Consider the following 20,815-nt stretch of genomic DNA (forward strand, 5'->3'; position numbering starts at 1 on the left):
TCAGTGTGAGGTTGGAGTCCGCGGCGTGGCATCGCCCGGGGGCGCGGCCGTATCGGCGCCCGGATCGACCGGTTCCGACCGCGTCCGGCGGCGCCCGGTGGTGGACTTTCCGCGCGTGCGCGCCCGGCTTGCGCGGTGCTTCTGCAGCATGTCCTCGGCGAGCACCACATCCTCCGACAGGATGCCGGCAGCGCGCGCGATCGCGATCCGCGCCGCGGCGCGGTTCTCGTCGGGATTGGCCTGCAGCAGTTCGCGGATCGCCTCGCGCACCGAGGCCTGGGCGTTGTGCTTGAGCTTGAGTTCGCTGCCCTGCTGGAACAGCGCCAGCAGCACGTCGACGACGGGTTTGATCAATGCGGCTTCGATGGTCATGGCGCTCGTCTCCCTTGACCACCCAGTGTCCGCAGACCGATCGCGCGGACTGCGATCAGACTGCGACGGCCGGCACGGAATCGGGCGACAGCGGCCTAGATCGGGAGGCGGGGCGGCCTGCGGGGGCGAGGGCGGGCCTCGAGCCAATCTTGCCGGGGGGAGGCTTGAGCCCCTCTCCGCGGGAGAGGGTGGGTGAAGACCGAACGGGTGCGGGCGGAGCGCTGGTGCGGAATCCGGATCCCGCGAGGGCGTTCCTCACCCCATCATTTGCTTCGCAAATGGTCGCCTCTCTCGGCGGGGGAAGTCGGCGGTGTCCTCCGGCTTGCCTTGAGTTCCTCTCCCATCAGGAGAAGGGGCTGGGTGAGGCCAAGCCTGGCGACGGGTCCGGTGGAGCGCTTTTGCGGAATCCGGATGCCGCGAGGGCGTCCCTCACCCCACCATTTGCTTCGCAAATGGTCGCCTCTCTCCCGGGGGAGAGGGCTGGGGTGAGGCCGAACCTCGCGACGGGTCCGGTGGAGCGCTTTTGCGGAATCTGGACCCCTCCAGGGCGTCCCTCACCCCACCATTTGCTTCGCAAATGGTCCCCCCCTCTCCCTGGGGGAGAGGGGCCTCGGTGTCTTCCGCCTTCGGCGGAAGACGCGCTTTTACTGAGCCTTGATCGCCAGCGCCGGCAGACCGCCGTTGCCGAGCTTCTGCTTGGCTTCCGCCAGATCGGTCGCGGTGCCGTAGGGCCCCATGCGCACGCGATAGACGGTACGGCCAGCCGCCTGGCCCGATTCCACCCGCGCCGACAGCCCGAGCAGGGCGATCCGGGCCTTGAGGGCCTCGGCATCGCCCGACGCGCTGAACGAGCCGGCCTGAAGGATGTAGCGGGCATCGCCGTCGCCGGCAGGCGCCGGCGTGGCGGCCGCAGTGGCCGGTGTCGCCGGGGCCGGCGGTTGCGCACGCGCGGTCGCCGGGGCTTCCGGCAGTGGCTGCGGCTGCGGCGACGTGGTCGCGCCACCCGCCAGGTCGGCGGCGTCGGGATGCCGCGCCTGCAGGGCCTGCTGCTGCGCCTCGGCGCGGCGCTGGCGCTCGGTCTCGGCGCGCGCGCTGGCGGCCAGCTCGGCGTCCGTCATCGGGACTTCCTGCTCGGGCAGCATCGTGTAGAAATCGTAGTCGGGCGAGGCGGAGGTCTGTGCGGCCGCACGCGGGCGCTGGCCGGCGGGCGTGGGCAGTTCCGGTTCGTCCTCGCCGGTGCTGGCCGCCGGCTGCGCGTCCGGGTTCGGGCTCGGCCGGAAGAAGCCGTCCTGGGCATCGGGCTTGAGCAGGCGCGGCACCGCCAGCACCACGCCCAGTGCCAGCACCACGCCGATGATCATCCACGCCCAGCCGGGCAGGCTGCCGGAGTTGCCCGTGCTGCGCCTGGCCTGTGATTTTCCGCGTCTTGCCGCCATTACATCGCCTCCGGGGCCTGCACGCCGAGCAAGGTCAGGCCGTTGCGCAGTACCTGCTGTACCGCGGTGGCCAGTGCCAGCCGTGCGTCGCGTACGTCCGCTTCGTCGACCAGGAACTGGTGGTCGTTGTAGTACGTCTGGAAGGCCTGGGCCAGTTCCAGCAGATAGGTCGCGATCAGGTGGGGTTCAAGCTGCGCGCCCGCGGCAGCGACGATCTCGGGCCAGCGCGAGAGGTCGATCAGCACGTCGCGAAGCGCCGTGTCGGTCATGTCGGGCAGCTGTGCCAGGCCGTTCTGCAGGTCGAACGCCAGGCCCGCCTCGGCGAGCTTGCGCTGCAGGCCACAGATGCGCGCATGCGACAGCTGCACGTAGTAGACCGGGTTGTCGAGCGACTGGCTGCGGGCCAGGTCGATGTCGAACACCAGCTGCGAATCGGGCTTGCGTGCCACCAGGAACCAGCGCGTCGCGTCGCGCCCGGCTTCCTCGATCAGGTCCCGCAGGGTGAGGTAACTGCCGGCGCGCTTGGACAGCTTCACTTCCTCGCCGCCGCGCATCACCGTGACCATCTGGTGCAGCACGTATTCGGGGTAACCCTCCGGAATTCCGGCATCGAGCGCCTGCAGCCCGGCCCTCACCCGCGCCAGCGAGCCGTGGTGGTCGGCGCCCAGCTCGGTGATCGCGCGCACGTAGCCGCGCTGCCACTTGGACAGGTGGTAGGCCACGTCGGGCACGAAGTAGGTATAGGTGCCGTCGGACTTGCGCATCACGCGGTCCTTGTCGTCACCGTAGTCGGTGCTGCGCAGCCACAGCGCGCCGCCCTCCTCGTAGGTGTGGCCGTGGGCGACGAGCTCGCGCACGGTCTCCTCCACCTTGCCGTCGGCGTACAGCGACGATTCGAGGAAGTACACGTCGAAGGACACGCCGAATGCGGCGAGGTCGGTGTTCTGCTCGCGACGCAGCCAGGCCACGGCGAAGCGGCGGATCGCATCGAGATCGTCGACATCGCCGGCGCCGGTGATCGTCTGGCCGTCGATCTGCAGCGTGGCGCCATCGAGATACGCGCGCGCCACGTCGGCGATGTATTCGCCGTTGTAGGCATCGGCCGGCCAGTCGGTATCGCCCGGGCCGATGCCCTTGGCGCGCGCCTGGGTCGAACGGGCGAGGTTCTCGATCTGCACGCCGGCGTCGTTGTAGTAGAACTCGCGCTTGACCAGCCAGCCGTTGGCGTCGAGCACGCGCGCGATGCAATCGCCGATCACCGCGGCGCGGCCGTGGCCGACATGCAGCGGGCCGGTGGGGTTGGCCGAAACGTATTCCACGCCGGCGGTCCGCGAGCCGCCGCTGTCGTTGCGGCCGAAGCTGTCGCCCTGGGCGTGGACGGCGACCAGCTGGTCGCGCCAGGCCGCGGCGGCGAAGCGGAAATTCAGAAAGCCCGGGCCGGCGATGTCGATGCGTTCGATCGCATTGCTGGCCGGCATCGCACCGACCAGTGCCTGCGCGATCGCGCGCGGATTCGACTTCGCGGGTCTGGCCAGCAGCATCGCCGCGTTCGTCGAGGCATCGCCGTGGCTGCGGTCCTTCGGACGTTCGACGGTGAAGTCGGGCATGGCGAGGTCGGCGGGCAGCGTGCCGGCATCGCGCAGGGTGGCGATGGCCTGCTCGACGAGCGGCTCGATCAGGGCGCGGAGCTGGGATTTCACGTGGGTGCGCGTCGGGGACAAACGGCCTCGCATTGTACGCCAGCGGGCCGGCCCACCGGCACGGGCGGGGCGGGTATGCTGCGCGCCCCTTTTCCGTGGTTGCCGGCCCTGGACGCGCTGTTTCCGGAACTGCTGTGGCTGCTGTGCGTGGCCCTGATGGCCGGCGTGGTCGATGCCGCGGTGGGCGGCGGGGGGCTGGTGCAGCTGCCGGGGCTGTTCACGGCGCTGCCGCAGCAGTCGCCGGCGGCGCTGCTGGGCACCAACAAGTTCAGCGCGATGTTCGGCACCGCGACCGCCTGCTGGCGGTATGCGCGCACGGTGCGCTTTCCGTGGACACCGGTGCTGCTCGCGGCCGCCACCGCGTTCGTGTTCTCGTTCCTGGGCGCCACCGCGGTCACCCTGCTGCCGCGCGATCTGGTGCGGCCGCTGATCCTCGGCCTGCTGATCGCGATGCTCGCCTACACGCTCATCCGCAAGGATTTCGGTGCCCTGCACCGGCCGCGCACGCTGGGCCGCGCTGATCTGGCGATCGCGCTGGCAATGGGCGCGGCCATCGGCTTCTACGACGGCCTGTTCGGCCCCGGCACCGGCAGTTTCCTGATCTTCCTGTTCATCCGCTTTTTCGGTCTCGACTTCCTGCGCGCATCGGCGGCGTCGAAGGTCGTGAACCTGGCGACGAACCTCGCGGCGCTGTCGTTCTTCGTGCCCGCCGGCCACGTGCTGCTGGCGTTCGCGGTGCCGATGGCCGCGGCCAATGTCCTCGGGGCGGTCATCGGCACGCGGCTGGCCCTGCGCGGCGGCACGCCGGTGATCCGCAAGCTGTTCGTGGCGCTGGTGGCGGTGCTGATCGCGAAGATGGGATGGGACACCTTCGCCGGCGCCTGATGCGCGCAGGCACCGGGCGGCCGACGCCCGGCGCAGCGGGTCTCAGCGGCGAACGCCGCCGACCTGGATGAACTGCAGGAATTCGGCGCGGGTGCGCGCGTCCTCGCGGAAGCTGCCGAGCATCGTCGAGGTGATCATGCTGACCCCGCGCTTGTGCACGCCGCGGGTGGTCATGCACTCGTGCGCGCCTTCCACCACCACGCCCACGCCCAGCGGCGCCAGCGCGCGCTGGATGCAGCCGGCGATCTGCGCGGTCATCTTCTCCTGCACCTGGAAGCGCCTGGCATAGGCCTCGACCACGCGGGCGAGCTTGCTGATGCCCACGACCTTGCCGGCCGGCAGATAGCCCACGTGGACCTTGCCGATGATCGGCGCCATGTGGTGCTCGCAGTGGCTTTCGTATTCGATGTCGCGCAGCACGATCATCTCGTCGTAGCCGGCAACCTCTTCGAAGGTGCGCGCGAGGTAGGCGTCGGCGTCGAGCGCGTAACCGCTGAACCACTCGGTATAGGCCTTGGCCACGCGTCGCGGCGTGTCCAGCAGGCCTTCGCGGGCGGGATCTTCCCCCGCCCAGCGCAGCAGGGTGCGCACTGCCGATTCGGCTTCGTCTCGGCTCACGCCGTGGCGGGCGTCGTCATCGGGGGATCGGGTCATGGCGGTCGCGGCGGCAAAGGGCGCCATGTTACCGCGTGGCAAGCGACGGGCTCAGTCGAGGTCGTGGCGCGACTGTCGGGTGGTGCTGGGACAGGGCGGATCGTTGGAAGCGGTCGCGCGCGCCCAGGCGTCTTCGACCGCGCCACGCGCCTCCACCCAGCCCAGGCGCGAATGCCCGCGTGCCGCGTCCCAGCCATGTTCGAGCTGGGCCTCGATCTCGTCGAAGCGGCGGCCGGCATGGCGTTGGCGGCAGTCGCGTCCATAACGGTAGGCGGGAGCGTAGTCATCCCAGTGCCGTCCGGCCGAGTAGTAGGGCGCCTGGGCAAGGCCGGGTTTGAACTGCGCTTCGAGGGCCTCCTCGCCGGCCACCGCGGCATCCGCAGGGGTGAGGTCTTGCTGGACCGAGCTGGTGTGGTGGGGATCGTTATGCATGGGCGTCCGGCGGCACGACAGCGCCAGGAAAGCGGAGAGGGTGCGACCAGGGGCGAAACTAGTGGCGCACTCGTTGGACATGGGTGAAACCCGCCTATCCATCCCTGCCCCAACCAGCCTGGATTCAGGGAGCGGGCACGCCTGAACCGGGCAACGCTTCGAGTACCGCCCCGGCAAAACGCGCCGGATCGAAGCGTTTGCCGGTCGGATCCTCCCCGCGGCGCACGAGGACCACGCCGCGGGACGGCGTCACGATCACGTACTGGCCCCGGTTGCCGAAGGCCGCGAACGTGTCGGGCGGGACGCCGGGCGAGCGCTGCATCAGCCACAGGGTGGCTCCGTATCCGAAGTCGCCCTCGGGCTGCGGGCCCGACGGGGTCGTCGCGGCGCGGACCCAGCCTTCGGGAAGCATGCGCCGGCCGTCGAACAGGCCATCGTTCTGCAGCAGCAGGCCGAACCGGGCGAGATCACGCGCCGTCGACCACACCTGGCTCGACAGCACGAAACCGCCGCGCCAGTCGGTCTCGGCCCGGGTACGGGTCATGCCCAGTGGCCAGAACAGGTCCGTGAACGGCCGCGACAGGGCGCGTGCCTCGTTGCCGCTGATCGCGCGCAGCGCATGCACGGCCAGCACGCTGTCATTGTTGGCGTAGCGGAACCGGCTGCCGGGCGGATGCACCAGCGGCCAGCCGGTCGCGGCCTCGGCCACGGTGACGCCGCCGAAATACAGCGCATCGGTGCGGTTGCCGGCGGTGTCGCTGTGCAGGCCGCTGGACATGCGCAGCAGCTGGTCGACGGTGATCGCGCGTCGCGGATCGCCCGGCGCCTGCCATTCGGTCACCGCAGCCGGCGCCGCGGGGTCGAGTTCGCCAGCGGCCTGCGCCACGCCGACCAGTGCCCCGGCCAGGCTCTTGGCCACCGACCAGGTCCGCTGCGAGACGTGCGGGCCGAAGCCCTCGCGATAGCGCTCGGCAATGATGCGGCCGTCCTGGACCACGATGACGGCCGTGGTCGCGTGACCGTCGCCGTAGCGACCGGTGTCGAACGCGTCGGCGACGGCCTGCTCGAGCGCGGCGCGATCACCACGCGGTGCGGCGGTCGCGTCGCGGTCGCCCAGCGGCCAGGGCGCGTCGTCGAGCTGCGGCGCGGCGGCGTCGAAACGCGGCAGCGCGGCGATTGCCTGCGCTGCCGCGCCGATCCGCAGCTGCGTGCAGCCCAGGTTCGGGCGCCAGGCGGCAATCCGCGGCGGCAGGGCGACATCGAAGGCCACCGAGACGGTCCGCGCAGCCGGATCGACCACGGCGTCGAGCGCATCCACGGCGGCCTGGTATTCGGGATAGATGCCGACCAGTTCGAGCGCCTCGACCTGCGCCGGCGTCCGGCCGGCATTGAAATGCGCGCTGCACAGGGTGAGCGCCTTGTAGCCGGCGGCGATCGCACGTGCATGCAGGGCCTGCTCGCGCTCGCCGCCCGTCTGGGCGGCCACGCTCGTCGTGGCGAGCAGCAGGGGCAACAGCAGGGCATGACGCATCGGCATTCCGGTCTCGGGGCTGAACCCCAGTGTAGAGGGAGCGCTTTGCCGCACGCCGCGCGGGGGGCATGATGGACGACCCGCACACACGACGGCGCACGGACATGACCGACGCACGCGATACGCGACGCCTCAAGCGTTCGAAGACCACCGCGTTGCTCCTGATGGGCACCGCGCCCCTGCTGTTCAGCGCCTGCCAGCGCGATGCGCCGGTGCAGGTGCAGGAAGGCCTCTACACGTCGGTCGAAAGCTGCGCGCAGGCGATCGGCGATACCGCCACCTGCCGCATCGCGTTCGAGCAGGCCAAGCTGCAGGCTGCCGACACCGCCCCGCAGTACAGCAGCCGCGCCGAATGCGAGACCGAGTTCCCGGCAGAGGAATGCGTGGAACAGAAGACCTCGGCCGGCCATTCCTTCGTCGGCCCGCTGATGGCGGGTTTCTTCCTGTCGCAGATGATGAACAACCGGGCCGGCGCAGCTGCCGCCCAGCGCACCGCACAGGCGACCCCGGCGTTCCGCGACAACCGCCAGGGCTGGCTGCGTCCCAGTGGCGCGCCCGGCGCGGGCCGTGCCGGCATGGCCCCGGTATCGATGACGCCCGATCGCGCGGTCACCGCCAACCGCGGCGGTTTCGGCCGCTCGGCCACCGGCCGCAGTACCGGCGGCTGAGGTGCGGCGCGTCGGGATCGTCGAGCGCGGCGACTGGCAGGCGCAGGCCGCCGAGTGCGGTTTCCGGTTCCATACCATCGATGGCGCGCGCTACTGGGACGAGCGCGCGTACTACGCGTTCACGATGGCGCAGATCGAACACGATCTCGAAGACCCCAGCGCCGAGTTGCATCGCATGGCGATGGCGCTGGTCGACGAGATCGTCGCCAGCGATGCGCTGATGCAGCGGCTGGCGATCCCGGCGCAATTCCGCGACTGGATCGCCGAAAGCTGGCGCCGGCGCGAACCGCATCTCTACGGCCGGCTCGACCTGGCCTACGACGGCACCGGTCCGGCCAAGCTCTACGAGCTGAACTACGACACGCCGACCTCGCTGTTCGAGGCCGCGTTCTTCCAGTGGCAGTGGCTCGAGGACCAGCGCGCCTCGGGGCGCCTTCCGCGTGAGGCCGACCAGTTCAACTCGATCCACGAGGCCCTGGTGGACCGGTTCGCCGAGCTTGCCGCGAGCCTGCCGCCGCCGCTGCTGTTCGCCGCCGTGCGCGACTCCGAAGAGGACCAGGGCACGATCGCCTACCTGCGCGACTGCGCGGCGCAGGGCGGCCTGCACGGCGAGGCGATCGCGCTCGAGGACATCGGTCTCTCCGAGGATGGGCGCTTCACCGACCTCGACGACGTGGTGATCGGGTCGCTGTTCAAGCTCTATCCGCTCGAGGACCTGTTCCACGACGACTTCGGCCGCGCGCTGCCCAAATCCGGCCTGCGCCTGATCGAGCCGCCGTGGAAGGCGCTGCTCAGCAACAAGGGCCTGCTGCCGCTGCTGTGGGAGCGGCATCGCGGCCATCCCAACCTGCTGGCCGCCGAATTCGACGACGGCGGCGACCTGCCTGCCGGTTGGGTGCGCAAGCCGCTGCATTCGCGCGAAGGCGCCAACATCGAACTGCACCTGGCCGATGGCCAGCGCCTGCGCAGCGACGGCCCCTACACCGGTCCGTGCATCCGCCAGGCCGCGCATCCGCTGCCGTCGTTCGACGGGAATTTCCCGATGGTCGGCAGCTGGATCGTCGGCGACACCGCCTGCGGCATCGGCGTGCGCGAGGACGACTCGCCGATCACCCGCGACAGCGCCCGCTTCCTGCCGCATGCGATCGTCGAGGACGAGGCGCAGGTGGTGTTCGCGGCCTGAGCACGTTCTCGCGCTGGCCATGGGCGCCGGCCTCGGCGGCGCGGGCCCATGTCCGCGTGCGCGCGACGGGGAAACACGAAGTGCCGTCGACTCCGGATGTTGCCCCGCCGGGTACCGGACGCGTGGCAGGAAACGCAGAACCCGAACGGTGTCCGCAGCCCGGATTCCCGCGCCGCCCGAAGCCGGAATCCCGCGCCCCGCGCGACCGCAGCCGGTACATCGCCCCCACTCCTGCGATCATGTGCGCATGACCACGCCTCTTCCGTTCTCCACGCTCGACCTGTCGCCCGCCCTGTTGCAGGGCGTCGATGCCCTCGGTTACACCGCCATGACGCCGATCCAGGCCGAGGCGCTGCCGCCGATCCTCGAGGGCCGCGACGTGGTCGCCCAGGCGCCCACCGGCAGCGGCAAGACCGCCGCCTTCGGCATCGGCCTGCTGCGCAACATCGACACGGGCCTGATCGAAACCCAGGCGCTGGTGCTGTGCCCGACCCGTGAGCTGGCCGACCAGGTCGGCAAGCAGCTGCGCAAACTGGCCACCGGCATCCCCAATCTGAAGATCTCGATGCTCTGCGGCGGGATTCCGCTCGCGCCGCAGCTGGCGTCGCTGACCCACCCGCCGCACGTCGTCGTCGGCACGCCGGGCCGCATCCAGGAGCTGGCCAAGAAGAAGGCCCTGCACCTGCGCCACGTGCGCACCCTGGTGCTCGACGAGGCGGACCGCATGCTCGACATGGGCTTCGAGGAATCGATCCGCGACATCGTCAAGCGGGTGCCGCCGACGCGGCAGGGCCTGCTGTTCTCGGCGACGTTTCCGGAGGAGATCCGCAGCCTCGGCACCGCGATGCTGCGCGAGCCCGTGCAGATCGGTGTCGCCGGCGATGCGCCGGCGCCGACCATCGAGCAGATCTTCCACGAGGTCGAACCCGCGCGCCGCGCGCCGCTGCTGGCTGCATTGCTGCTGCGGCACCGGCCCGAATCGGCCGTGGTGTTCTGCAACACGCGCGCCGACGTGGACGAGGTCGCAGGTTCGCTGAACCACTACGGCTTCGATGCGCTCGCCCTGCACGGCGACATGGAGCAGCGCGACCGCGACGAGGTGCTGGTGCGCTTCTCCAACCGCAGCGGCAACGTGCTCGTGGCCAGCGATGTCGCCGCGCGCGGACTCGATGTCGAGGACCTTGCCGCGGTGGTGAATTTCGAACTGCCGCACGACGCCGACACCTACGTGCACCGCATCGGCCGCACCGGCCGCGCCGGGCGCAAGGGGCTGGCGCTGAATCTGGTCACGCCGCGCGAGATGCCGCGTACCGCCTTGATCGAGGCGCACTTCGGCGCACCCGCGCGCTGGGAAAAGCTGCTGCCGCTGAGCGGCCGGGCCAACGACGTGCCGGTCGCGCCGATGGTGACCCTGCGCATCGATGCCGGTCGCAGCGACAAGCTCAGGCCCGGCGACATTGTCGGTGCGCTGACCGGCGAGGCAGGACTGCACAAGGACGCGATCGGCAAGATCGACGTCTTCGCCACGCGCAGCTATGTCGCCATCGCCCGCGGCAAGGCCCAGCAGGCGGTCTCGCATCTTCGCGAAGGCAAGATCAAGGGCCGCCGGTTCCGCGTCCAGCTGCTCAAGACCAGCTGACCTCACCCGCCCTGCGCCAGACTGTCCGGTCATGCGTCTGCTGATCATCACCTATGGCACCGAGGGCGATGCGCGCCCGCTCGCCGCGCTCGGCAGCGCGCTGATGCGTGCGGGGCACTCGGTCCATCTGCTTGGCGATGCCGACACGCTCGATACCGCCACCACGCTCGGCGTGCCGGCGACCGGCCTGGCCGGCGACATCCGCGGCACGCTCTCGCGCATGGGCGCGATGCGGCAGATCGAACGCGCGCTGATCCGCATCGTCGAGGCGCGCACGCCCGAATGGATGCAACAGGCCATGGCGCTCGCCGAGGGCTGCGATGCGGTGATCGTGTCCGGCCTCACCGCCTTCGTCGGCCTGTCGGTCGCCGAGGCGCGGGGCGTGCCGGCAATCGGCGCGATGATGATCCCGATCAGCCCGACGGCCGCGTTCGCATCGCCGCTGGTGCCGCTGCGGGTGCCGCGTGCGCTGAACCGCCTGTCCCACGACTTCGTCAACGGCATGGTCTGGCGCACCTTCCGCGCGACCACCAACCGTGGCCGCGCGGCGATCGGCCTGCCGGCGCGCAGAACGCTGCCGATGGCCCACCCGGTGCTCTACGGCATTTCCCCGGCGCTGCTGCCCAACGTCGACGACTGGCCGGCCGATGCGGTCGCCTGCGGCCAATGGGTGCCCCCCTCTCAGGACTGGACGCCGCCGGCGGCGCTGCAGGCGCTGCTCGGCGCCGGCCCGCCACCGGTCTACATCGGCTTCGGCAGCATGAGCGGCTTCGATGCGGCGCGCGTGCGCGAGGCGGTGGTCGCGGCGGTCGGGGACCGGCGCACCCTGTTCAATCCCGGCTGGAGCGGGATCGACACCACCGGCCTGCCGCCCAACATCCACGTCATCGGCAGCGCGCCGCACGACTGGCTGCTGCCGCGCTGCGCGCTGGCGATCCATCATGGCGGCTCGGGCACCACCCATTCCGCGTGCCGGGCCGGGATTCCGTCGGTGATCCTGCCGTTCGCCGGCGACCAGCCGTTCTGGGCGCGGCGCCTGCGCGCGCTGGGCATCGCCGACCGCGTGCTGTCGGGACGGCGCCCATCGGCGCGCCGGCTCGCCGCCGCGATCGCCTTCGCCGAGCGTGCGGAGACGCGCGCGCACGCCGCGGCGCTCGGTGCGCGGATGCAGGACGAGGACGGTTGCGCCGCCGCAGTCGCATGGCTCGAGCGGCGTGTCGCGCCGGGCGGCGCCGGAGCCCCCGCCGGCTGAGGCGCGGCCCAAGGACGCCGCAGCCGGGTGCGCCGGCGGCGCGCCGGCCGCATGGTCCCGCACTCGGCCAGCGTTGCGCGCGGTCCTGCCGGCCGGCAGGTTGGCCAACGCGCATCGGACGTCGGCCTGCCTCAGCCGACCTTGCGGAAGCGGCGCACGTGTTCTATCAACGCACGCAGTTTCGGCGGCTGGTTGCGCCGGTCGGGGAAGTACAGGAAGAACCCTGGAAACGGCGGCAGGAACCTGTCGAGCAGCGTGACCAGCTCGCCGCGCGCCAGATAGGGCGCGAACGTCTCCTCGATGCCGATGGTGATGCCACCACCGGCCAGAGCGGTGCGCACCATCAGCAGCATGTCGTTGGTCGTGACCTGCGGCTGCACGGCCACGTCGAAGTCGCGGCCGCCCTCGCGGTCGAAGCTCAGCGCGGCACCAGGGCGATGTTGGGATGCGCGGCAATGACGGTCAGCACGATGTCGAAGAAGGTGGGGCCGGTGCCCGCGTCGAGCGCCGCGAGTTCGCGCTCGATTCGCGCGCTGTCGTAACGCGTGGGCATTGCGAGCTTGGCCTGCAGCCAGGTGCGTGTGGCGGGGATGCCGAGTGCGGCACGACTGCGCTCGAATTCCGTCCACACCAGGGTCGCCCGCGCCTCGCCATCGAGTGCGCCGTAGACGCCGTGGAGCAGGTCGTCGAAGGCATCGAGGCTGTGGGCCAGAGCCCAGTCTTCATCGGCCATGAAGACCCGGTTGACCTCGTCGAAGAACGAGGTGATGTCGTGGATACGACTGCCGTCGAGGGTGAGGATGTTCGGCATCGGTCGTTGCACTCGGGAAATGGCGCAGCGCGCATCATCGGGAGCGCGCGGGAACGTTGCGTCAACGCTATCCGAACGCCGGTGCGCCCGCCAAGGACCTGACGCAATTGGTCCGTGTGCGCCGGCGGCTGATGCGATGCGCCGTGCCCGATATTCGGGAGCCGCTGCGGTGGGCCGGTACGACACGGCCCACGGTCCTTTCATTCGACCTTTGCGAACGCCCACCCACACTCGCCGCTCCCTTGTTCCGGAGCACTACCCATGGGCCTGTTTTCCAAGATCTCCGACCGCATCTTCGGTCGCAAACCCGCCGCCAAGCCCACCGCCACGCCGGGGGGCGCGGTCGCCAGGCCGGCCGCGGTGATCTTCACCGGCAGCAAGAACGACCCCAAGGTGTCGCCACCGTCGCGCAATCCGGCCCCGGCGCCTGCGGCGGCAGCCCCGGCCGAGCCGGTGGACGTCGAAGCGGTCCTGACCGAGATGGCGGCCAAGAAGGGCGGCCCCAGCGACTGGCGGCATTCCATCGTCGACCTGCTCAAGCTGCTCGACCTCGATTCCAGCCTCGAGGCCCGCAAGGAGCTGGCCACGGAACTCGGCGTCAATGCCGGTGCGGCCGGCAGCGCCGAGCAGAACATCGCCCTGCACCGGGCGGTCATGCGCAAGCTTGCCGAGAACGGCGGCAAGGTGCCCGACGCACTGAAGGACTGAACGCCAGCGCCGCTGCCCGGCGCCGGGCCGTCGGCGCCCGGCCGCCCGGTCCGCGGACACGCCGGCGCAACAGCCGTGCTGGCGTGTTCCCGATACATCACAGCTCGGGCGAAGGCCGATCCTCGCGACAGGCGCACCCGGTCGCGCCCGGCTTGCCCGGACGCGCGTTACGATGCCGCTCCCACGTCGCAGCCGTAGATCCCTGATGAAGGTCCGCATCTCCGGCGAATCGCTGGCCGCATGAGCAAGGCGTCGCGTCACGCGGGGGGCCAGGCCACGTCCCGGATCGACCGTCTGCAGCCCTGGATCGCCGCGTTGGCGAGCGCATTGCTGCACTTGTGGTTCGCCTACCTGCTGCTGACTTCGCAGCCGATCGTGATGACCACGCCGCAGGGCGCGTCCGCCGGCAGCCGCATGGTCGTCGACTTCGTCGGCATCACGCCTTCCCAGCCGGTGGTCGCACCCGTTGCCCGCCCCGCGCCCGCGACACCTCCAGCGCAGTCGGCCCCGGCGGCCTCGCGCGTGCGGACCACGCGCGTCGAGCAGGCCGAAGCCCCGGTGCCGCCGGAAGCACCCGATCCCGCCGACGCCCTGACCGAGGTCCGCCCGCCGCAGCCTGCGCAGCAGCCAAGCGACGTGCCGCCCGTGCCCGTGCAGTCTCCGGCCGACGCCGGCCAGGGCGCTGCGCAGACGGCGGCCAGTCCTCCATCCCAGCAGCGCCGCCAGCATGTGTGGGGGCAGCCGCCCGGCATGCTTCCGGAAGAAACGGCGCCGGTGAACTCGGGGCTCTCCCGCAGCCCCAGCGTCGGCCGCGGCCGTGGCCGCGATGCGTCTTCCGACCTGCCCAGCCTGGAGGTCGGGGGCTATCAGGTGATCTACGACACCACCAGCGAGACCCGCCTGCGCGAATGGCGCGACCAGGGCGTCAGCGAACTGTTCATCCCCTTGCCGGGCACGCGCCGGCTCATGGTGTGCCCGCTGGAGACGGCGCTGCGCCGCGAGTCCAGCGACTGCCGGATGGTCGACCCGGAGGATCCGCAGATGCGCGGTATCGGCGATGCTCGCGAGGTGATCGGCTTCCATCGCGTGTACCGGCAGGGCGAAGTGGTCTGGCGCGGCCCGGGGCCGTACCGCTGAGGGCAGCGCGCCCCGCACGGCAGACCGCGCACTACGCGAGCCTCCTTACGGTGGGGCGTCACGGCCGGTTACCGCACGGCCGGCCCGGGCGGAGAGCGGATCCGCCGATGTCGAATCCTGTGCCGTCGGGCGGGCAGGGTCGCCCGCATCCCCTTCGCCTGGGGGGCGCACGGGCTAGGGTCGCCCCGAGTGTTGCGCCGCGCGCGGGTTGGTTAACGTCGGCCCAGACTTCCTGCCCCCTGGATCCCGTCATGGTGATCACCGTCGCCGATACCGCGCGTCTGTCCGCCCTTCCGCAGCAGTCCGCGCCGCCACCGCCGCCGGTAACGACGGATTACCGCGCCGGCGTCCACGATCTCAGCGACAGCATCCGCGGCACCGCGCCCGACAGTCGCGACCAGCTCTTCGCGATGATGGCCAACGGCGCCTACGCGCCCGAGAGCCCGCAATACGCTCAGGCGCTCGCCGACGCAGGCTGGACCGCCCTCGAACCGCACGCCGACGGCGTGAGCCTGACGGACCAGCACGGCAACCGGATCCCGATCGATCCCGGGCTGCTGAGCGACGACCGCTCCGGTTTCCATGCCGAGATCTACCAGCACCAGGACGGCGGCTACGTGGTCGCCTATCGCGGCTCGGAACTCGGCAGCGAGCCCAGCCAGCTCATGGACTGGGTGAACAACGGCCAGCAGGGCCTGGGCATGGATGCCTCCCAGTACAGCAGCGCCATCGAACTCGCCAAGCGCGCCGAGCACGTCTTCGGCGATGGCAATGTCGCCCTGACCGGACACTCGCTCGGGGGCGGCCTCGCCTCGGCGGCCTCGCTGGCCACCGGCGCCTCCGCTGTCACCTTCAACAGCTCGGGCCTGAGCAACAACACGCTCGAAAGCCTGGGCTTCAATCCGAATGCGGCGCGCGAAAGCGTGGCCGAAAGCGGCCAGGTGCGTCGCTACGCGGTCAATGGCGATCCGCTCACCGGCGCCCAGGAAGACGTCCCGGCGCTGCCGATCGTCGGCTCGCCGCCCACTGCGGTCGGCCACGCGCTGCGCATCGATCCCCCTGCCGGCACCAGCTTCGGCGGCCTGCACGGCGGCGGCGGTCCGGATGCGGTCTATGTCGAAGCCTTCGACCATGCCAGCCCCACCGATCCCGCGCTCGGCCCGAGCATCGGCGACACCCTCGGCGCGGGCGTGAACCGCGGCATCGACACCGCCGGCGACACCCTCGCCACCGGCATGGAGTCGCTCGGTGATCTGATGCGCAACGGCCCTGGCGCGACGCCGCGGAGCTGGGTGGTGGGCAGTCTGCTCAATGGCGCCAGCAGCGTGGTCAACGCTGGCACCGACGCCCTCGGAGACGTGGTCGGCGCGACCACCGCGTTCGGCACCGACACCCTGGTGGCGGGCGTGACCGCAGTCGGCGACCTGCAGTTCAACGCGCTCGCGTCGGGCATCCGCGAGGTGGTCGATCTGGGCGGGGACCTGGCGGGCACGGCCTCCGAACTGGGAACCGGGTTCGGTGAGTTCATCGCCGGCGTGGCAGAAGGCAAGGGCATCGCGGCGAGCTACGGCCTGCTGGGCGATGTGGCCGACGCCAGCATCGGCACCGTCGGCGACGTGCTCGACGGCGCGGTCAGCCTGGCCGGCGAGACCGCGCAGAACACCGCGAATGCGACCGGTGGCTTCGTGCGCGACCTCGGCCGGATCACCGGGCTGCAGACGCCGGCCAATGCGGTTGCCGGCTTCGTCGAGGGCACCGGCGACGTGGTCGGCAACGTGGCCGACGGCATCGCCAGCGCGGTCGACATCGCGACCGACAAGCTCGGCGATGGTGTCGAAGCGGTGGCCGACCTGGCCGGCAACGTGGCCCAGGGCGTCAACGACTTCACCGCCGACGTGGCCCAGGGCGTTGCCAACGGCGCGCGCGATCTCGGACGCGGCATCGCCAACGGTGCAGGCCGCGCGCTCGACGCCCTGAACCCGTTCAACTGATCCCGGGAATGCTTGGCTCACGAGGGACGCCCTGCGCCGCCGCCCGCCTACCGGCTGGGCGGCACGCGCCTGCGCGCGTCTTGACGCCGGCTGCGGCATGCTGCGCGCCATGACCCGTCGCCCACTTCCGCACCTGCTGCTGGCCGCGTCCATGCTCGCGGCCTCCGGCTGCACGCAAGGACACGAATCCATGAGCACCGACGCGCGCGCGTTCGACAACCCCGCACAGGCGCAGTTCGTCGCCGCGTTGCGCAGCGGCAACACCTCACTTGCCCGCGAACTCCTGGCGGCCGGTGCCAATCCGAACGCCACCGACGAAGACGGCACCCCCGCGCTGAACTGGCTGATCCGCCAGGGCGACCGGGATGCCGTCCGTATGCTGCTCGAACTCGGCGCCGACCCCACACGCGGGGACGCCAAGGGCCGTACCGCGCTGCACGAAGCCGCGATGTCCAGCGATCCGGAGTGGATCGATCTGTTGCTCGCGCACGGCGTCGCGGTCGACGTGCCCAATACCCGCAACGGCCAGACGCCGTTGTTCGACGCGCTGCGCGCGCGTGAGCCCGACAACATCGACCGCCTGCTCGCGGCCGGTGCACGGGTCGACGTGCGCGACCGCAGCGGCACCACGCCCCTGCACCAGGCCGCGCTGGTCAACGACATCCCGTCGGTCCGGCGCTTCATGGAGGCCGGCGCCGATCCGCACGCGACCGACGAAACCGGCGCCACCGTGGCCAGCTATCTCTATGACGGCGATCCCGCGATGCTGGCCGCCCCGGTGCGCCGCGACCACGAGTGGATCCGCGAGCGGCTGGCCGCGACGCCGACGCACTGAAGCAACGGCTGGGGCCCGCGACTGCGTCTGTGCTGGTCGCAGGTGCTCCGTGCGCCGCCATCCATCCGCGCATCCGCCGCTGGTCAGGCGCATGCAGCGCACGCGGTGCCACGCAGGTGTGCCATGCCCGCGCCGTCACCGGTGCGGCCGTCGCAATGGCCGTAGCATCGTTCAAAGCCGCGGGAGCAGCGCGCTGCCCGGCCCAGGCGCTGGCGCGGAATCCGCCGGCCCATCCGCGAGACATCCACACCGGTGACCGCCGCCTTGCTGGCTTCATCGTCGGCGCGCCAAGATGACCCTCTTTGATCCCGGGTCGGCCCATGCCCAGTCTGTCCAAGCGGCGCAAATGGATTCTGGTCGTGGTGGTGGCCATAGCCCTGCTGGTCGTGCTGATTCTGGTGTCGAGACTGCGCGGGCCCGCGCTGCCCGGCTATGACGTGGTCAGCGGGCCGCTGGTGCAGAACGTCGTCGCCACCGGTCGCGCGGAGGCGCCGTCGCGGGTACGGGTGGGCGCGGAGATTTCCGGGCTGGTGCTGGAACGCCGGGTGATGGAAGGCGATCGCGTCGCCCCTGGCGACCTGCTGGTGGTGCTGCGCGCGGCGGATCTCGAAGCCCGCCGCGACGAAGCCCGGGCCGCGCTTGCCGCGCTGCGCGAGTCCGAGCGGCCGGATGCCGAGGCGCGTCTGCGCCAGGCACGCGCCGACCTCGCCCAGGCCGAGCGCGACCTCGCACGTCGCCGCGAACTCGGCCAGGCGCAGCTGGTCTCGCGCGAAAGCGTGGAGCAGGCCGCGCAGGCCGTGGTTGCCGCACGTGCGGCGGCCGAGCAGGCCCGCCTCGCGGTCGACGCGCTGTCCGGCGGCCCCCGCGAGGCGCAGGCCCGCGAGCAGCTGCAGGCCGCTGAAGCCGCGCTCGAGCGTGCGCAGATCCGCGCCACCGTCGCCGGCACCGTGCTCACCCGCAACGTCGAGCCGGGCGACACCGTCAATCCAGGTGACGTGCTGATGGACATCGCCGCCGACGCTCCCGGCGAGATCCTGCTGCCGCTCGACGAGAAGAACCTCGGCCTGATCGAGGTCGGACAACGCGCAACCGTCATCGCCGATGCATACCCCGGGCGGCCGTTCGCGGCCACCGTGTTCCACATCGCGCCCGGTATCGACCCGGCGCGCGGCACCGTCGATGTGCGCCTGCGCATCGATCCGGCCGTGGACTTCGTGCGCGAGGACATGACCGTCACCGTCACCCTCCTCACCGGTCGCCGCGACGACGCGCTGGCCGTGCCCAACGATGCACTGCTCGATGACGACCCCGGCTCCGACCGCGCCACCGTGCTGCTGGTGCGCGATGGCCGCGTGCGCCGCACGCCGGTGCGCCTGGGCCTGCGCGGGCTGGCGATGAGCGAGGTGCTCGAAGGCCTGCAGGCCGGAGACCGCGTGCTCGCCGCCGGCGCGATCGCCGACGACGCCCTGCCCGAAGACGGCAGCCGCGTGCGGGTGGAGGGCCAGCCGGCGCCGCAGACCGGCCAGACCACGCGCGGCGAGCTGCCGGTCGCGCTCGACTGAAGCCCATGTGGATCGAGTCCACCATCGCGATGCGCTTCCTGCGCCAGGGGCGGGCACAGACACTGCTGATCCTGGTCGGCATCGCGGTAGGCGTGGCGGTGATCGTCTTCGTGACCGCGCTGATCGCCGGCCTGCAGGACAACCTCATCGACCGCACGCTCGGCACCCAGGCGCATGTGCGCGTGGAGGCGCCGCGCGAGGTCAACCTCGTCGCCGGCGCGCCCGCTGGCGTGGTGCAGCTGGTGCTCGAGGATCCACGCCCGCAGGCGCTGCGCCCCATCGACAACTGGCTGCAGGTGCGCGACGTGCTCGACCGTCTGCCGGGCGTGGCCGCGGTGTCGCCGCTGGTGTCGGGACCGGCGTTCGGGCGGCGCGGCGAGGCGGTGCAATCGGTGGCGCTGGTGGGCGTGGATCTCGAGCGCTACCTGCGGGTGATTCCGCTCGACGAGAACATGGTCGAGGGCCGGCTCGAGGTGGGTTCGGGCAATGCGGTGATCGGCCGCCAGCTGGCCGAGGATCTCGGCCTGCGCCTGGGCGGCAAGCTGCGACTCGATGCCGGCGACGGTCGCGAGGCGATCGTCAACGTGGCCGGCATCTTCGAGCTCGGCGTGCGCGAACTCGATGCGCGCTACGTCTATCTCGACCTCAAGCAGGCGCAGTCGCTGCTGGCGCTGCCCGGCGGCGTCACCGTCATCGACATGACCGTCGAGGACCTCTTCGGCGCCGACCGCATTGCTGCGCGCGTGCGCGGGCTGACGGGGCTGAAGGCCGAAAGCTGGATGGAGAGCAATGCGCAGCTGATGAACGCCTTGAGTTCCCAGAGCATCTCCACGCGAATGATCAGTTTCTTCGTGGCGATCTCGGTTGCGCTCGGCATCGCCAGCGTGCTCGCGGTCAGCGTGGCCCAGCGAACGCGCGAGATCGGCATCCTGCGTGCCATGGGCACGCGACGGGGCCAGATGCTGCTGGTGTTCCTGGTGCAGGGCGCGGTGCTCGGGCTGGTGGGCTCGGCGCTGGGCGCACTGGCCGGCTGGGGCCTGGTGGCGATGTTCAACACCTTCGGCCCGGGGCTGTTCTTCATCCCGGTGCCCAGGGCGCTGGTCCCGGCGGCGATGGCACTGGCCACGCTGGCCGGCATCGGCGCGGCGCTGACCCCCGCCTGGCGCGCATCGCGCCTCGATCCGGTGGAGGCGATCCGTGGATGACGCCCGCGAGGTGCTGCGGCTCGAAGGCCTGCGCAAGTCCTACAACATCGGCAAGCCCAACGAAGTCGAAGTGCTGCACGGCATCGACCTGCGCCTGGACAGCGCCGATTTCGCCGCGCTGGTGGGCCCCTCGGGCTCGGGCAAGAGCACCCTGCTCAACCTGATCGGGCTGCTGGATTCACCCACCGGTGGCGAGCTCTACCTGCGCGGCGAAGCCACCCGCGCGATGGACGACGCTGGCCGCACCGCGCTGCGCGGCCGGCATATCGGCTTCGTCTTCCAGTTCCACCACCTGATCAACGCGTTCACCGCGCTGGAGAACGTGCTGATGCCGTGGATGGTCGCCCACGGGCGTCCCGACCGGGAGATCACCGACATCGCCAGGGGCCTGCTCGCCGAGGTGGGTCTGGAGAAGTTCAGCCATCGTCGCCCCGACCAGCTGTCCGGCGGACAGCAGCAGCGCGTCGCGATCGCCCGCGCGCTGGTCACGCGGCCGGCGCTGCTGCTGGCCGACGAGCCCACCGGCAATCTCGACACCAAAACGGCTGCCGACGTCTTCGAGCTGCTGCGCCGCTTCAACGCGCAGTACGGCTGCGCGGTGCTGGTGGTCACCCACGACCCGCGGCTGTCGGAGACCTGCGACCGCACGATCAACCTGGTGGACGGCGAGATCGTGTCCGACGAGCGGCACGACCGGCCGGCCGGCGGCCGCGGTACCGGGGATCCGGATCCGCAGCAGGACTGAGCGTCGCGAGCGGTCCCGCTTGCTCACGAATGGTTTCGTCGCCCGACCTTTGTGCGGGTTCGTGATGCG

General features: G+C 71.2%; 20 protein-coding genes. 12 read left to right on the forward strand and 8 right to left on the reverse strand.

Features of this window, described 5'->3' with window-relative positions:
* From CNR27_RS02970 to argS, 3 genes are all read right to left on the reverse strand, one after another.
* Entirely contained in the window at window positions 1-372 is a 372-nt protein-coding gene (locus CNR27_RS02970) for a hypothetical protein (RefSeq protein WP_096296871.1), read from the reverse strand.
* Window positions 373-1,016: 644 nt separating this feature from the next.
* Entirely contained in the window at window positions 1,017-1,808 is a 792-nt protein-coding gene (locus CNR27_RS02975; RefSeq protein WP_096296872.1) for an SPOR domain-containing protein, read from the reverse strand.
* Entirely contained in the window at window positions 1,808-3,541 is a 1,734-nt protein-coding gene (gene argS / locus CNR27_RS02980) for an arginine--tRNA ligase (RefSeq protein WP_096296873.1), read from the reverse strand. The genes CNR27_RS02975 and argS overlap by 1 nt, the downstream gene beginning before the upstream one ends.
* Window positions 3,542-3,583: 42 nt before the next feature.
* Here argS and CNR27_RS02985 point away from each other — a divergent pair, with 42 nt between their 5' ends.
* Window positions 3,584-4,393: a sulfite exporter TauE/SafE family protein gene (locus CNR27_RS02985; RefSeq protein WP_096296874.1), complete on the forward strand. Its 810-nt coding sequence runs from the start codon at window positions 3,584-3,586 to the stop codon at window positions 4,391-4,393.
* Between the two features lie 42 nt (window positions 4,394-4,435).
* Here CNR27_RS02985 and folE read toward each other — a convergent pair whose 3' ends face one another.
* The 3 genes from folE to CNR27_RS03000 all read right to left on the reverse strand — a co-directional run bounded on the left by folE (window position 4,436) and on the right by CNR27_RS03000 (window position 7,010).
* Window positions 4,436-5,047 (reverse strand): GTP cyclohydrolase I FolE, encoded by a 612-nt coding sequence (folE, locus tag CNR27_RS02990; RefSeq protein ID WP_096300213.1) that lies wholly within the window; start codon window positions 5,045-5,047, stop codon window positions 4,436-4,438.
* A gap of 51 nt (window positions 5,048-5,098) precedes the next feature.
* Complete coding sequence (locus CNR27_RS02995; protein ID WP_096296875.1) at window positions 5,099-5,479, reverse strand: hypothetical protein; 381 nt, start codon at window positions 5,477-5,479, stop codon at window positions 5,099-5,101.
* A 124-nt stretch (window positions 5,480-5,603) separates the two neighbouring features.
* Window positions 5,604-7,010, reverse strand: coding sequence for a serine hydrolase domain-containing protein (locus CNR27_RS03000; RefSeq protein ID WP_222843121.1), 1,407 nt, complete (start codon window positions 7,008-7,010; stop codon window positions 5,604-5,606).
* A gap of 104 nt (window positions 7,011-7,114) precedes the next feature.
* On the opposite strand from CNR27_RS03000, the gene CNR27_RS03005 reads away from it, so the two are divergent.
* The 4 genes from CNR27_RS03005 (at window position 7,115) to CNR27_RS03020 (ending at window position 11,752) form a co-directional block, all read left to right on the forward strand.
* Window positions 7,115-7,678, forward strand: coding sequence for a DUF1190 domain-containing protein (locus CNR27_RS03005; RefSeq protein WP_096296877.1), 564 nt, complete (start codon window positions 7,115-7,117; stop codon window positions 7,676-7,678).
* Window position 7,679: 1 nt separating this feature from the next.
* Window positions 7,680-8,861: a glutathionylspermidine synthase family protein gene (locus CNR27_RS03010; protein ID WP_096296878.1), complete on the forward strand. Its 1,182-nt coding sequence runs from the start codon at window positions 7,680-7,682 to the stop codon at window positions 8,859-8,861.
* A 247-nt stretch (window positions 8,862-9,108) separates the two neighbouring features.
* Window positions 9,109-10,500 carry an ATP-dependent RNA helicase DbpA gene (gene dbpA, locus CNR27_RS03015; RefSeq protein ID WP_096296879.1) on the forward strand — a complete coding sequence of 464 codons (1,392 nt, stop codon included), beginning with the start codon at window positions 9,109-9,111 and terminating at the stop codon, window positions 10,498-10,500.
* Between the two features lie 31 nt (window positions 10,501-10,531).
* Entirely contained in the window at window positions 10,532-11,752 is a 1,221-nt protein-coding gene (locus CNR27_RS03020) for a glycosyltransferase (protein ID WP_096296880.1), read from the forward strand.
* Between the two features lie 131 nt (window positions 11,753-11,883).
* On the opposite strand, the gene CNR27_RS03025 is transcribed toward CNR27_RS03020, so the two are convergent.
* Entirely contained in the window at window positions 11,884-12,138 is a 255-nt protein-coding gene (locus CNR27_RS03025) for a LysR substrate-binding domain-containing protein (RefSeq protein ID WP_245815736.1), read from the reverse strand.
* 32 nt (window positions 12,139-12,170) lie between these two features.
* Window positions 12,171-12,563: a barstar family protein gene (locus CNR27_RS03030; RefSeq protein ID WP_096296881.1), complete on the reverse strand. Its 393-nt coding sequence runs from the start codon at window positions 12,561-12,563 to the stop codon at window positions 12,171-12,173.
* 261 nt (window positions 12,564-12,824) lie between these two features.
* On the opposite strand from CNR27_RS03030, the gene CNR27_RS03035 reads away from it, so the two are divergent.
* From CNR27_RS03035 to CNR27_RS03065, 7 genes are all read left to right on the forward strand, one after another.
* Window positions 12,825-13,271, forward strand: coding sequence for a DUF3597 domain-containing protein (locus tag CNR27_RS03035; RefSeq protein ID WP_096296882.1), 447 nt, complete (start codon window positions 12,825-12,827; stop codon window positions 13,269-13,271).
* Window positions 13,272-13,511: 240 nt separating this feature from the next.
* Window positions 13,512-14,408 carry a plasmid stabilization protein ParE gene (locus CNR27_RS03040; protein ID WP_096296883.1) on the forward strand — a complete coding sequence of 299 codons (897 nt, stop codon included), beginning with the start codon at window positions 13,512-13,514 and terminating at the stop codon, window positions 14,406-14,408.
* Between the two features lie 251 nt (window positions 14,409-14,659).
* Window positions 14,660-16,399 carry a Tle-like phospholipase domain-containing protein gene (locus CNR27_RS03045; RefSeq protein ID WP_096296884.1) on the forward strand — a complete coding sequence of 580 codons (1,740 nt, stop codon included), beginning with the start codon at window positions 14,660-14,662 and terminating at the stop codon, window positions 16,397-16,399.
* Window positions 16,400-16,589: 190 nt separating this feature from the next.
* Window positions 16,590-17,234, forward strand: a complete 645-nt coding sequence (locus tag CNR27_RS03050; RefSeq protein WP_157745236.1) for an ankyrin repeat domain-containing protein — start codon at window positions 16,590-16,592, stop codon at window positions 17,232-17,234.
* 320 nt (window positions 17,235-17,554) lie between these two features.
* Window positions 17,555-18,796 carry an efflux RND transporter periplasmic adaptor subunit gene (locus CNR27_RS03055; RefSeq protein ID WP_096296886.1) on the forward strand — a complete coding sequence of 414 codons (1,242 nt, stop codon included), beginning with the start codon at window positions 17,555-17,557 and terminating at the stop codon, window positions 18,794-18,796.
* 5 nt (window positions 18,797-18,801) lie between these two features.
* Window positions 18,802-20,001, forward strand: coding sequence for an ABC transporter permease (locus CNR27_RS03060; protein ID WP_096296887.1), 1,200 nt, complete (start codon window positions 18,802-18,804; stop codon window positions 19,999-20,001).
* Entirely contained in the window at window positions 19,994-20,746 is a 753-nt protein-coding gene (locus tag CNR27_RS03065; RefSeq protein WP_096296888.1) for an ABC transporter ATP-binding protein, read from the forward strand. Before CNR27_RS03060 ends, CNR27_RS03065 begins: the two co-directional genes overlap by 8 nt.
* Window positions 20,747-20,815 lie beyond the last annotated feature (69 nt).

Origin of the sequence: Luteimonas chenhongjianii (assembly GCF_002327105.1) — a bacterium.
Classification (GTDB): Bacteria; Pseudomonadota; Gammaproteobacteria; order Xanthomonadales; family Xanthomonadaceae; genus Luteimonas; species Luteimonas chenhongjianii.